This is a genomic window from Arthrobacter sp. MDT1-48-3, assembly GCF_054511015.1.
Map to the genome: position 1 here is coordinate 92,364 of NZ_JBTNDL010000001.1, position 13,594 is coordinate 105,957.

At 68.2% G+C, this 13,594-nt stretch carries 10 protein-coding genes; 1 reads left to right on the plus strand and 9 read right to left on the minus strand.

What is annotated here, in order from left to right; all coding sequences use genetic code 11:
* Window positions 1–76: 76 nt before the first annotated feature.
* From ACX80L_RS00435 to ACX80L_RS00455, 5 genes are read right to left on the minus strand one after another with little or no spacing between them, the layout of a single operon-like run.
* A complete protein-coding gene (locus tag ACX80L_RS00435; protein ID WP_459287007.1) occupies window positions 77–2,053 on the minus strand; it encodes a beta-galactosidase in 1,977 nt (658 codons plus the stop codon).
* A 38-nt stretch (window positions 2,054–2,091) separates the two neighbouring features.
* Window positions 2,092–2,730, minus strand: coding sequence for a hypothetical protein (locus tag ACX80L_RS00440; RefSeq protein ID WP_459287009.1), 639 nt, complete (start codon window positions 2,728–2,730; stop codon window positions 2,092–2,094).
* Complete coding sequence (locus ACX80L_RS00445) at window positions 2,727–3,587, minus strand: carbohydrate ABC transporter permease (RefSeq protein ID WP_208741757.1); 861 nt, start codon at window positions 3,585–3,587, stop codon at window positions 2,727–2,729. The genes ACX80L_RS00440 and ACX80L_RS00445 overlap by 4 nt, the downstream gene beginning before the upstream one ends.
* Window positions 3,588–3,643: 56 nt before the next feature.
* Window positions 3,644–4,630 carry a carbohydrate ABC transporter permease gene (locus ACX80L_RS00450; protein ID WP_459287011.1) on the minus strand — a complete coding sequence of 329 codons (987 nt, stop codon included), beginning with the start codon at window positions 4,628–4,630 and terminating at the stop codon, window positions 3,644–3,646.
* 20 nt (window positions 4,631–4,650) lie between these two features.
* A complete protein-coding gene (locus ACX80L_RS00455) occupies window positions 4,651–5,943 on the minus strand; it encodes an ABC transporter substrate-binding protein (protein WP_459287013.1) in 1,293 nt (430 codons plus the stop codon).
* A gap of 162 nt (window positions 5,944–6,105) precedes the next feature.
* Here ACX80L_RS00455 and ACX80L_RS00460 point away from each other — a divergent pair, with 162 nt between their 5' ends.
* Window positions 6,106–7,089, plus strand: coding sequence for an acetylxylan esterase (locus ACX80L_RS00460; protein WP_459287015.1), 984 nt, complete (start codon window positions 6,106–6,108; stop codon window positions 7,087–7,089).
* Between the two features lie 73 nt (window positions 7,090–7,162).
* On the opposite strand, the gene ACX80L_RS00465 is transcribed toward ACX80L_RS00460, so the two are convergent.
* From ACX80L_RS00465 to ACX80L_RS00480, 4 genes are all read right to left on the minus strand, one after another.
* Window positions 7,163–7,618, minus strand: a complete 456-nt coding sequence (locus tag ACX80L_RS00465; protein WP_459287017.1) for a BLUF domain-containing protein — start codon at window positions 7,616–7,618, stop codon at window positions 7,163–7,165.
* A gap of 105 nt (window positions 7,619–7,723) precedes the next feature.
* The gene (locus ACX80L_RS00470; RefSeq protein WP_459287019.1) at window positions 7,724–10,294 is read right to left on the minus strand and encodes a rhamnogalacturonan lyase; all 2,571 of its coding nucleotides are present in this window, start codon (window positions 10,292–10,294) and stop codon (window positions 7,724–7,726) included.
* A gap of 124 nt (window positions 10,295–10,418) precedes the next feature.
* Complete coding sequence (locus tag ACX80L_RS00475) at window positions 10,419–11,573, minus strand: mannitol-1-phosphate 5-dehydrogenase (protein ID WP_459287021.1); 1,155 nt, start codon at window positions 11,571–11,573, stop codon at window positions 10,419–10,421.
* Window positions 11,573–13,558, minus strand: coding sequence for a PTS mannitol transporter subunit IICBA (locus ACX80L_RS00480; RefSeq protein WP_208739358.1), 1,986 nt, complete (start codon window positions 13,556–13,558; stop codon window positions 11,573–11,575). Before ACX80L_RS00480 ends, ACX80L_RS00475 begins: the two co-directional genes overlap by 1 nt.
* Window positions 13,559–13,594: the final 36 nt, after the last annotated feature.

Genomic DNA, 13,594 nt, shown 5'->3' on the forward strand with positions numbered 1-13,594 from the left:
CCCCCGTGGAAGCCGCACTCCCGTCTTGCACCTGCCGGGAGTGCGGTGTACCGGGAGGGCGATTCTTCGACCGGCGTCAGCGATCGGTCAATACGAGGGCGTAGCCGAAGGGTTGCAGCGTGACGCCGTCCACGGCGAGGCCCGTGAGGGCGTCCTCGCCCGCCACCTCGATCTCCGTGGCTTCTACGCCGTGGTTGATGACGGTCAGCAACCGGCCGCGGCGGATCGCCTCCACCATCGGCGGCAGTCCGGGCAGCACCGGCTCCACGCCCGCCGCCGCGAACAGGTGCCCGAGCACCTGCCGGGCACCGTCGTCGTCGGGCACCGTGGCGAGGTAGTAGGCGGCTCCTGCCCCCTCCCGGCGCACTGTCAGTGCCGGCCGGCCGTGCTGGCGGGCCCCGTCGAAGGTCGCCAGGACCTCGGCGTCGACGACGTGGGCTTCCTCCGCGAGGTAGGAGCCCGCGAAGCCGAACCCGCGGCCGGCGATCCGCGCCTGCTGCTGCCCGGGTCCCTGCGAGTCCGGTGCGACGAGCGCGCCGAAGTCCTCGACGACGATCCCGAGCAGGTCGCGCAGCTGCGTGCCGAACCCGCCCGGACGGAAGCGGTCACTCTCGTCGACCACGTCGCTGAAGGCCGTGACCAGCAGGTGTCCGCCCTGCTCCACGAAGGCGACGAGGTTGCCGGCGGACTGGTCCGTGAGCAGGTAGAGGTGCGGAGCGATGACCGCGTCGTACGTCGTGAGGTCGGCCGTGGGCGGCAGGATGTCGACCTGCACGTGGAGGCGGTGTGCGGCGTCGTACCAGCCCCGCACGAGGGACAGGTAGTCGAGGGAGGTGGGGTGGTCGGGGTTCTCGATGGCCCACCAGTTCTCCCAGTCGAGCAGGATGGCGACGCGCGAGGAACCGTCGTCGGCGGGCAGTCCCGGCAGCCGGTCGAGCTCCTTCCCGAGTGCCACCACCTCCCGCCAGGTCCGCGTCTGCGTCCCGGCGTGCGGCAGCATACCGGAGTGGAACTTCTCCGATCCCGCCCGCGACTGGCGCCACTGGAAGAACAGGATGCCGTCGGCTCCGCGGGCCACGGCCTGCATGCTCTGGGCCGCGAGCTGCCCCGGCGCCTTAGGCGCGTTCGACGGCCGCCAGTTGACGGCGTTGGACGCCTGCTCCATCAGCAGCCACGGGGTGCCCGGCTTGAGCGACCGCATGAGGTCCCCGTGGAAGGCGCCCTCGCGGAAGCTCTCGGGGTCGTTGGGGTCCGGGTACAGGTCGTCGCTGATGACGTCCAGCTCCGGCGCCCACTGTGCGTAGTTCGCCGGTTTGAAGGCGCCCATGAAATTGGTGGTGACGGGCTGCGTCGCGCCCGCGGCGCGGATGATGTCGCGCTCCATCCGGTAGCACTCGAGGAGCATGTCGGAGGTGAACCTGCGGTAGTCGAGGAGCTGGCCGGGGTTGTGGCTGTAGGGCGCGTGGCGGGGCGGGAAGACCTCGCCGAAGCTGCCGTAGCGCTGGGACCAGAACATGGTACCCCAGGCCTCGTTCAGAGCGTCCACCGTTACATAGCGCTTCTCCAGCCAGAGGCGGAAGGCATCCCGAGCCGCATCGGAGTAGTCGACATTGAGGTGGCAGCCGTACTCGTTGTTCACGTGCCAGAGCACCACGGCGGGGTGCTGCGCGTAGCGCTCCGCGATCCTCGTCACGAGTGCGGCGGCGAGCTTCCGATAGGCGGGCGACGACGACGCGTAGTGCTGGCGGCTGCCGTGCCAGTAGGGCGACCCGTGCTCGTCCGCGGCCAGCATCTCCGGGTAGGCGACGGTCGCCCAGGGTGGTGGCGACGCCGTCGCGGTGGCCAGGTCCACGGCGATGCCGGCGTCGTGCAGGAGGGCGATGATGCGATCCAGCCAGTCGAAGTCGAACTCGTGCTCGGACGGCTGGATCCGGGCCCACGAGAAGATCCCGAGGCTGACCATCGTCACCCCGGCCTCGCGCATGCGTACCACGTCATCAGGCCAGATGTCCTCGGGCCACTGTTCGGGGTTGTAATCGCCGCCGTAATGCACGCGAGCTCCAGGGGTAGTCGGGGTGGTCGGAAGGATGGTCAGGACCGGGTGGGGCGGTCCCGCACGGAGGTCGCCAGCGCCGCGAACACCAGGCATCCGATGCCCGGGACCACGAGTGGTGGCAGCTGCCATGCGACGATCGCCGTCAGGCCCACCGCGAAGGCGAGCCAGACGACGCCCGCCGGGTCGCGCCGCACGTCGCGGACCCACTGGACCCCGGCGGTGCGCCATGAGCGCGAGTCCTGCCAGCGGGCCGTCGTCCCGGCAAGGGCTGCCAGCAGGGCGACCAGCAGGACGACGCCCATCGCCAGGACGAACTGCCACCCCGGCAGGATCCGCGCAGCGGCGACGACGATGTCGAGCAGCAGGAGCGCGACGCCCAGCACGACGCCCAGACCCACGAGCCAGCCGGTCCGCAGGGCTGCGGTGAAGTCCGCGGCGAAGTGGCGGAGGGAGGAGTCCTCGGCGCGGAGGAAACGGTGGAGATGGGCCGAACCGGCAGCGAAGGCCGCAGGGATCGTGACGATCCCGAGGCCCGCCACACAGCACAGCACCCCGACCCACAGGACCTCTCCGAACAGGGCGAAACGGGCGGACGCCCCGGGCCAGCGCAGGCCGCTTCCGTCGCGGGTGGCAGCTTCCTGCCCGCGAACGGCCTCGCGCCGGCGCCGGCTCATCCCTTGAGGCCCTGGGTGGCGACGCCGTCGACGAGGAAGCGCTGGAAGATCACGAAGAACAGCATGACCGGCAGCAGTGCGAGCACGGAGATCGCGATGGTCGCGCCGTAGTCCGAGGTGCTCGTCTGGTCGTTGAAGATGCGCAGGGCGAGCGGCAGGGGGTACTTGTCCGGCGAGTTCAGGTAGAGCAGTGGGCCGAGGAAGTCGTTCCAGCTCCAGATGAACGCGAAGATCGACGAGGTGATGATGGCGGGCTTGATGAGCGGCAGGGTGATGGAGAAGAAGATCCTCGCGTGACCGCAGCCGTCGATCCGCGCGGCCTCGTCCAGTTCCCGGGGCAGGTTGCGGATGAACTGGACCATCAGGAAGACGAAGAACGCCTCCGTGGCCAGGAACTTGCCGGCCAGCAGGGGCCAGAAGGTGTCGATCAGTCCGAGGTTCCGGAAGATGATGTACTGCGGGATGATCAGCACGTGGAAGGGCAGGAGCAACGTCCCGATCATGGCGGCGAAGAGGATCTTGCTGCCGCGGAAGTTGATGCGGGAGAAGGCGTACGCGGCCATCGAGGACGAGATGACCGTGCCGATGACAGCACCGACGCCGAGGAGCAGGGAGTTGAGGAAGAACTTCCAGGTCGGGATCCCGGCGATGCCCTGCATCACCTTCACGAAGTTGTCGAAGGTCGGGTTCTCGGGGAGGAAGCCCTGGTTGCTGCCGAACTCGGAGTTCGGCTTGAGCGACGCCGAGACCATCCACAGCAGCGGGTACAGCACGATGGCCGTGAGCGCGACGATGCCGATGATCCAGATCGCTGTCGGGATGTGCCGGCGCATCGGACGGCGCCGGGGCGCCCGCATGGTGGGATCGTCGGGGTTCACCGGGACGGGGACGGCAGGGTTGGATTCGATCGTGGTCACTTGGAGTCTCCTGCGTAGTGGACCCAGCTCCTGGAGGTGCGGAACAGGATGAAGGCGAGGACGCCGACGGCGAGCAGCAGGACCCATGCCATCGCCGAGGCGTAGCCCATCTGGTTGTTGGCGAAAGCCCTCGTGTAGAGGTACACGGTGTAGAAGTTCGTGGCGCCGCCCGGGCCGCCTGTGCCGGAACCGATGATGTAGGCCGAGGCGAACACCTGGAAGGCATTGATCATCTCGAGGAGCAGGTTGAAGAAGATGACCGGCGAGAGCATCGGAACGGTCACGCTGAGGAACTTGCGCCAGGCGCGTGCCCCGTCCACCGATGCCGCCTCGTACAGCTCGGCAGGGACCCCTTTGAGCCCGGCCAGGAAGATGACCATCGGGGCGCCGAACTGCCAGATCGCGAGGAGGATCATCATCGGCATGATGAGCGACGGGTTGCCGATCCACCCGCCGAGGTTGATGCCGAAGAGGTTCAGAGTGCCGTCGACGGGGCCGTCGGTGGAGAACATGGCCCGCCAGACGATGGCGATGCTGACGCTCGCTCCGATGAGGCTCGGTGCGTAGAACGCCGAGCGGAAGAAGCCCGTGCCGCGTGCCTTGTAGTTCAGGAGCATCGCAACGCCGAGTGCGGCCGCGAGCTTGATGGGCGTTCCCACCAGGACGTAGACCAGGGTGATCCGCACCGAGCTCCAGAACTTCTCGTCCCCGGCCATGCGGGTGAGGTTCTCGAGCCCGGTCCACTCGGGAGCGGTGAAGAGGTTGTAATCGGTGAACGCGAGGTACAGCGAAGCCACCATGGGGCCGAGGGTGAGGCCGATGAAGCCGAGCAGCCACGGGGAGAGGAAGACGTAGCCCGCCACGGTGTCGCGGTTTCGGGAACGGCGGGGCCGGGGCGTGCCCGTCCGGCGGCGGGCCGCCGGACGGGCACCGGAATCGGCGGTGCGGGCTGTTGCTGGCGCGTGCGCCGAGTCCGTTGTCACGATCTAACTCCTTTGTCTGCCTAGCTACCGAGCGTGACGGAGGCTTCGTCGAAGAACTGCTTCGCGGCGTCCTCCGGGGTCACGGCGCCCAGTCCGATGGACTTGCCGAGGTCCCAGAACGTCTGCTCGATGGCGCCGAAGCCCGCGACCGGTGCCGCCGGAGCGTCGCCCATGCGGCCCTCGATGGAATCGAGGTAGTCCTTGACGGCCTTGTCCGGTCCTTCAAGGTTCGCACCCTCGAGCTGCGTCTCCGAGGCGGGGATGCCGAGTGTCGCGCCGAAGATCTCGCCGACCTCCGGGCTGTTGATGAGGAAGTCGACGAATGCCGCCGCTGCCTCGGGGTGCTCGGTCGAGGAGGATGCAGCCTGCATCAGGCCGACCTTGCGGTACAGGTCCTTCTCGTCCGGGCTGTCGGTGGGAGGAGCGACGATGGTGATCTCCTCGGCTCCGGAGTCTCCCAGGTAGCCGCCGAGGAAGTTGCTCCAGCTCATCTCGCTGGTGGTCAGGTTGCCACCGAAGCCGGAGACCGGGTTGATCTCCTCGAGCTTGCTCTGCGGAACGGTGACCTTGTCGCGGTTCTCCTGGCCCTCGGTCCAGTGCTCGACGAGCTCTTCCTGCGTGAAGTTGAGCTCGCCGTCCTCGGTGAACAGCTCGCGGCCCTGCTGGCGCAGCTTCAGCTCGAGGTCCTGGATGCGCTGGGTGGTGTCGGTTCCTCCGTACACCTTGCCGCCCGTGGCCTCGGTCACGGATGCCATGTACGCGTCGTAGTCGTCCCAGCTCGTGCCGCCCTCGTAGGGTTCGACGCCGGCCTCGGCGAGCAGCGCCGGGTTCTGGAACACGGACCACGCGCTGTATCCGGTGGGGATGGCGAACGTGCCGTCCTCGAGCTTGCCGGTGGACAGCAGGCTCTCGTCGATGGCGTCGGTGGTGATGCCGTTGCCGAAGTAGTCCTCGAGGTTCAGCAGCAGGCCGTTGTCGCCGTACTGGCGGAGGTAGGTGTAGTCGAACTGCATGACGTCCGGCAGCCCACCGCCTGCAGCCTCGGTCTGGCGCTTCTCCCAGTACGAGGGGTAGTCGGTGAACGTGTCGTTGATCGTGATGTTCGGGAACTTCTCCTCGAACGCCGCGATGGCCTTGTCGTAGCGTTCGGCGCGATCGTCGTTGCCCCAGAACGTGTAGTTGAGGGTGATCTCTTCCTCGGTGTCCAGCGCTGCGGGTTCGCCACCGCCACCGCCGCAACCGGTCAGGGCCAGGCCGGTAACGGCCAGCGCTGCAACGCCTGTCAGGGTGCGCCGTGAGAGTGTGCGGAACATCTTTGTCCTCCTGGAAAACTTCTTCGTCAGCCATCGTGGGACGCCTTGGGAAAGCGTTATCCCACAGCGTAGGTTGAATCGTATCAATGGTCAACAGCCTGATCCCGGCGACCTTGTCCGCGCTCTATCTTCGCCTATCGAAGCCGTGAAAGGATGCACCCCATGCCCCACTTCGATCTCCCCCTGTCCGAGCTGCGCAGCTACCTGCCCGAACGCGACGAACCCGCCGACTACGACGCCTTCTGGGACAAGACCCTCGCCGAGCAGCGCGGCCACGCCGCACCCCCGACCTTCGAGGAGGTCGACGCGGGGTACACGCAGCTGGTCACGGAGGACGTGACGTTCGCGGGCTACGACGGCCAGCCCGTGAAGGGCTGGCTGCTCACGCCCCGCCACCTTTCCGGTCCGCTGCCGACCGTCGTCACGTTCATCGGCTACGGCGGCGGGCGCGGCCTGCTCGGCGAATGGACGGGCCTGCCCAGTGCCGGTTTCGCGCACTTCGTGATGGACCTCCGCGGACAGGGCTCGGGACACCGGACGGGCGACACGGCCGACGGGCCCCTGGCGGGTCCGCATCTGGGCGGCTTCATGACGCTCGGCGTCGAGCATCCCGAGACCTACTACTACCGCCGGCTCTTCGTCGATGCCGTCCACGCCGTCGAAGCCGCCCAGTCGCACCCCGCCGTCGATTCGTCCCGCGTGGTGATCTCCGGAGGCAGCCAGGGCGGCGGCATCACCCTGGCTGCGGCAGCCCTCACGCAGCGCGTGAACGACACCCCGCCCGTCGGCGCCATCGTGGACGTCCCGTTCCTCTCGCACATGCGGCGCGCCACCGAGATCGTCGACACCGCTCCCTACTCCGAGATCGCGAAGTACCTCGGCACGCGGCGGCACGACGTCGACGGTGTCTTCCGCACCCTCAGCTACTTCGACGGCGTCAACTTCGCGACGCGCAGCACCATCCCCGCGATGTTCTCGGTGGGTCTGCTCGACGACGTCTGCCCGCCGTCGTGCGTGTTCGCCGCGCACAACCACTACGCCGGGCCCAAGCGCATGAAGGTGTACCCGTACAACGGGCACGAGCAGGGAGGCGCCTTCCAGGACGTCGAGCACCTCGCGTTCGTGCGGGAGCTCACGGGCTCCTGAGGCCTCTTGGCCGCGTGCGCACGACGGCGGATCGCCCACATCCCGGCTCTCCCATGGTCGCGGGGAGGGCCGGTCAGGCGCGGTGCAGCCGGACCGCGCGGTCCTGGAACCAGAGCAGCAGTTCGCGCAGGGCCGCGACGGACTCCTGCGGATCGTCCCCGCCCTCGATGTCTGCGAACGTGCTGCGGAACCCGGGAATGTCCTCCGCAGCCACATCGGAGGCGGGCTCGTACGCCATGGTCCAGTCCGGGAACTGCCGTTCGTCGATGGTCTCCCGGAGGAGGACGCGGACGTCCAGGTGCCGGGGATCCGCGGCGATGATGGACATGCGTTCGCGCAGGACGTCCGCCGGCCCCTCGATGACCTGGAGGAATCGTCCGCTGCGGTACAGCAGCATGCCCGTCAGGTGCGCACGGGCATTATTCTCCCTGCTCAGGGCCAGCAGTGCGCTGAGCTCGCCGTCGTCGAACAGCTGGGCTGCGGTGCTCGAGTAGACGATCGACAGCAGGTCTTGGGGGTTTCGGCTCACACGGCACAATCTACCCAACGGCCGCCGACCGTGGGGCGGCCCGGGCTCCGGCAGGACCGCGTGCCCGTCCGCACGCGATCCTGCCTGAAGTTCTGCTCGGCGTCGTCAGCCCAGCGTGGTGAGGACCGCCGATCCCGCGTACCCGAGCTGGACCCGGGCCTCGTCGGACACGGTGCCCGGCTTCGTCTGCTCCAGCCGGTCGAGGAACTTCTGCAGGGCCCGCACCGCATTGCCGGACTGGTCCCTCTCCACGGCGCGCTGGGCCTGGTCGAGCGAGGTCCGTAGCTGCTGCGCGGCCGGACCCGAGACGTCGCCCGCCGCGATGGCCTGCTCGAGCTGTCGCTGCAGGGCGGGAAGCGCACCGGGCAGAAACGCGTCCGGGACGGGGACACCGGTGAAGTCGGTGTCCGAGGCCAGGTAGAAGCCGGTATAGGCAGGCTGGTTGTAGGCCGTGTTCTGGCGGGCGATCTCCGCACGGTACTGCGGATCGTGCATCAGGGTGTACAGCTTCCGGTCCGTCACCTCGGTGCTCACGAAGATCCGGACGGCAGAGCTGTCCGCCGTCCGGACCAGCAGTTCCTCGCGCCAGTCGCCGAGGACATCCGCGACGAGCGACGGGTTGCCCTTGGTGCCGTTGTTCGTACGCGTGCCGGTCGCCGTGAGCAGGCGGCCGCGCTTCGCGTCGTCGATCGTGGTGGACTGGTTGCCGGTGCCGTTGACGAGCTGAGTGGTGCCATCGGCGGCCCAGCGGATGCTCATGTTCGTCCCCGGGCCGTTGCCCGGAAGGAGCTGCCCCGACGCCGAGCGGAGCCCCACGGCCCAGTTCTCGATGCCGCGGACGGCGGGATCGATGTCGCCGATCATGCCGCGGCCGGTGTCCCTGCCCGTGTAGCCGCCGAACAGGACCTCGCCGTTCGATGCATCCCGCATGGCCCAGCCGTAGGGAGCCCCCGTCGCACCCTCGTGCACGGAGAAGATCTCCTGGCCGGGGCGGTCCGGGTCGATGTCGGTGACGTGGATCGCGTCGCCGTGGCCCAGCTTCGCCTCCGTCCCGGGGGCGGAGCTGCCGGCGGGGAGGATGTCGGACGAGCTGTAGAGGAGCGAGCCGTCGTCATCGATGGTGGCGCTGCCGTAGACGATCTCCTGCCGGCCGTCGCCGTCGACGTCCGCGGCGCTCAGCGAGTGGAACCCCTGCCCGGACAGCGCGCCGAATTCCTCGCTGCTGCCCCTGCCGCCGTGCGGCCCGTCGTTGAAGGGGTTGGACATGGGGACGTGGCCCGAATCGACGGCCCAGTCCTGGGCCAGGCGCTCCCCGTCCCAGCTGTAGGACACGATGTTGGCCCGCGTGTAGTAGCCCCGGGCGAAGACGGCCGACGGGTTCTCGCCGTCGAGGTACGCCACGCCGGCGAGGAAACGGTCCACGCGGTTGCCGGGCTCGATGCGGGCCATGGCGTAGTCCCCCCACAGCAGGCCGTCGTCTCCTCGGCCCGGTTCGTAGGGGACGGTCTCGAGTTCGGCACCGGTGGCTCCCTCGAACACGCTGAGGTACTCGGGTCCGTCGACGATGAAGCCCTCGAAGGCACGGAGGTTGTTCCGCGCGCTCCGGGACGGGGCGTACACGTCGATGAAGTAGTCCGCCATCGCGCGGGCGTCGGCGTCCGACAGCGGGTAGTCGTAGCGCTGCGCGATCCCGAAGGCCTCCTCGAGCGTGGCGGGCCAGTTCCCCGCGGCGACCTCGGGGTGGTCCTGCCAGCCCTTGAACATCCCGACGACGTGCTCGTAGTAGCCTGCGGCATCCAACCGGTAGTCGTCCGTGTCCGTGTAGCCGGCGGCGACGTCGGCCTCGGGCAGTGTCACGTAGCGTTCCGAGGTGACCGCTCCGTCGGGTCCGTAGGTGATGGTCTTCGTCCCGGGCGCCGTCTTGAGCATCAGCTCGGACCGGCCGTCGCCGTCGAAGTCCGACACCAGGAACTGCGTGTAGTGGGCGCCGGACCGGATGTTGACGCCGAGGTCGACCCGGCTCAGCAGGCGCCCCTCCGCCGTGTAGGTGTCGATGTAGGTGTTGCCCGTGTACCCGATCTGGGAGACGTCCTTGGAGTTCGAGGGATCCCACTTCACGAAGTACTCGTAGGCGCCGTCCCCGTCGACGTCGCCGACGCTCATGTCGTTCGCCGCGTAGGTGTAGGCCTCGCCCGCCGGCGTCACGCCGTCGGCCGGTCTGGTCAGCGGCAGGTCGGTGTACGCCTGCGTCCAGGGTGCCACCTCGGCGCTCAGCTCCACCTCGACCCCGTCGACGACGGCACCCACGCTGTACCGTGCGGCGGCGGCCGCGCCTTCCCCGGTCACGGCAGTATCGAGGTAGTTGGTGCTGTCCGTGACGGTGGCGACGGGTTCGCCGTTCCGGTAGACCGTGAAGTCGGTGCCCGTCAGGCCGTCCGCCGTCGCGCCGGCCACCTCGCCCGCTCTGAGCCGCCAGCTGAGGAACACACCCTGGGGCGTCGCGGCGGCGACCAGTCCCCGGTCCAGGTAGTCGAGTTGCACTCCCCCGATCGGAGCGGCGTTGCCGGCTCCCTGGCCCTGCGCCATGGCAGGGACGGCGAGACCGGAGAGGGTGAGGAGGGTGCCCGTGGCGAGGGCGACGCAGGTCGAGACCGCGGTTTTCTTGACCGAACTCATCATTGAATCCTTTGATTGGAAAACGCTTTCCTTAACCAACCTAGGTTTCGGGGCTCCCGGCGTCAAGGTCCGACCACGAAAAAGGGAGCAGCCGGAGCTGCTCCCTTTCCCTGCCGTCGGCCGATCAGGCGGAATGGCCCGGCGCGTGCTGCACGATGATCTCGCGCACGGGACCGTACAGCGGGTGCTCCGCTTCGAGGCCCGTGATCGTCGTCGTCGCCTCGCCCGGCTCCTGGGAGGCCAGGATCTCGGCCAGTGCTGCGACCTCGGGATCGTCGGCGGCCGAGAAGGCCAGTGCGGCCTGCATGGCCTCGAGCAACGCGGCCGGGTGGACGCCGGTCTCGGCCAGTTCGGCGGCCGGACCGACGAACCGCTCCTTGCGGCTCAGCTTCCGCAACGGCGCCCTGCCGACGCGCACCACCGTGTCCGGGAGGTGCTGGTTGGTGAAGCGGCGCAGGATCTTCTGCACGTAGGCTTCCTGCTCCGCCGCGTCGAACCCGTGCTTGGAGACGAGCAGCCGCTTCGTCTCGTCGAGCACGGCCCGCACCTTCGCGGCGATCGCCTCGTCCGCCATGGCGTCGGCGATCTTCTCGACGCCGGCCGCGTACCCGAAGTAGGCGGCCGACGCGTGGCCGGTGTTCACCGTGAACAGTTTCCGCTCGATGTACGGCTCGAGGTCGTCGACGTAGGTCGCGCCGGGGATCTCAGGCGCGTTGCCCTTGAACGGGGTGCGGTCGATGACCCATTCGAAGAAGGTCTCCACGGTGACGTCGAGCCCCTGCCCGGGCGCCTGGTTCGGCACGATCCGGTCCACGGCGGTGTTGGCGAACACCGCGCGTGACGCGAGGTCCAGGGCCGCACCGTCGTACGTCTGCTCGACCTCGCGGCGCAGGATGTCCGTCGCGTTGATGGCGTTCTCACACGCCATCACCTGCAACGGAGCGAGCTCGTCGCTACGCCGGGCGATCGCCCGGGCGATGACCGGCGCGAGGAACTTGAGGACGTTCGGCCCCACGGCGGTCGTGACGATCTCCGCCGTCGCGATCTCCGCGACGACGTCCTCCTCCTGCGACCGCGAGTTGAGGGCACGGTAGTTGTCCACCGTCTTCACCGCCGGCTCCTCGCCGACCTCGTGGACGTCGTAGCTGGACGTCGAGGCCAGCTGATCGATCAGGGCATCCGCGACATCGGCGAAGACCACCTCGTACCCGGCTTCGTGGAGCAGGAGCCCCACGAAGCCGCGTCCGATGTTCCCGGCTCCGAAATGTACTGCCTTCACTAAGCATTGACCTTTCCGAAGAGGGCGAGGACCTCGTCCACCGAGGTGGCCTCGTCGAGCTTGGCGACCTGGTCCTTGTCGGAGAAGACACGGGCGATCGCGGAGAGGATGGACAGGTGCTCGTTGTTGACGCCTGCGACGCCCACCACGAACTTCACCTGCTTGCCGTTCCAGTCGATGCCCTCCGGGTAGCGCACGATCGACACGGCCGAGCGCTTGATCAGGTCCTTCGCCGCGTTGGTGCCGTGCGGGATGGCGAGGAAGTTGCCCATGTAGGTCGGGACGGACTTCTCGCGCTCGTGCATCGCTGCGACGTAGCTCGAGTCGACCGCACCGCGCTCGACCAGCAGGCGGCCGGCCTCGTTGATGGCGTCCTCCTGGGTGGTCGCCCTGCCGTTCAGCACGACGCTCTGCTCGGCGAGGACGTCATTGGCACCGGTGCCTGCGCCGTCGGTGTCCGCGTCGGCCTCCGATGCCGCGGCGGCCGGCATCGGGTTCTTCGGATCGACCCCACCCTCGGCCGAGGCACTGGCACGCACCAGTTCGACGATCTCGTCATAGCGCGGGCTGTTCATGAAGTTGTCGACGGAGACGTGCGTCGCGCGCTGCGTCAGGGGCTCGGCGCGGGCGGCGAGGTCCTGGTGCGTCACGACGACGTCGTAGTCGTCCTTCAGGTTGGCGATGGCGAGGTTCGTGACCTTGACGTCCGGGAAGCCGGCCGCCTTGATCTTGTTGCGGAGCACCGAGGCACCCATCGCGGAGGAGCCCATGCCGGCATCGCAGGCGAACACGATGTTGCGGATCGGTCCGTCCGTGGCGGACGTCGAGCGGAAGTTCCCGGCGACGGAGCTCTTCTTGCCCTTCAGGCCCTCCATCTTCGAGGCGGCACCGGCGATGTCGTCGTCCGTCGACTTCGAGGTCTTCAGGATGACCGAGCCGATCAGGAAGGAGACCGCAGCGGCCATCAGGACCGACAGGGTGATGCCGATGAAGCTGTCCTGGGCGGTCGCGGCGTAGACGGCGATGATGCTGCCCGGTGCGGCGGGCGAGCGCAGGCCGGCACCGGTGAGCACGAGGGTGAAGATACCGGCCATGCCGCCGCCGATGACGGCGAGGACCATGAGGGGCTTCATCAGGACGTACGGGAAGTAGATCTCGTGGATGCCGCCGAGGAACTGGATGATGATGGCGCCGGGAGCCGACGACTTGGCCATGCCACGGCCGAAGACCGCGTAGGCGAGCAGCAGGCCGAGCCCTGGGCCGGGGTTCGCCTCGAGCAGGAACAGGAGCGACTTGCCCGTCTCGGTCGCCTGTTCCGTGGCGAGCGGGGTGAGCACGCCGTAGTTGATGGCGTTGTTCAGGAACAGGATCTTGGCGGGCTCGATCAGGATGCTCGTGAAGGGCAGGAGTCCCGAACTGACGAGGAAGTCCACGCCCCTGCCGGCTGCGTCGCTGAAGAGCGTGACCAGCGGGCCGACGGCGAGCAGACCGAAGACCGCCATGAGTGCGGCGAAGATACCGGCGGCGAAGTTGTTCACCAGCATCTCGAAGCCGGGGCGGATCTTGCCGTCCCAGATGCTGTCGATCTTCTTCATGAGGTAGGCGGTCAGCGGGCCCATGATCATGGCGCCGATGAACATCGGGATGCTCGTGCCGACGATCACGCCCATGGTCGCGGCCGCGCCGACGACGCCGCCACGGGTCTCGTAGATCATCTTGCCGCCGGTGTAGCCGATGAGCAGCGGAAGCAGGTAGGTGATCATCGGACCGACGAGGCCGACGTTCGGATCGCCGGCCGCGTTCTCGCCGAAGCCCCCGAGCACGCCCACGGGGAAGTAGCCGGCCTCGATGAACAGTGCCGTGATGAGGCCCCAGGCGATGAACGCGCCGATATTGGGCATGATCATTCCGGACAGGAACGTCCCGAATTTCTGGACGCGGACCCGGGCACTGGTGCCGGACCTCGCTTCTAGTTGTGTTGCCACATTCTTTCCTTACCGTTGTCCCCGCAACTCTGCGGA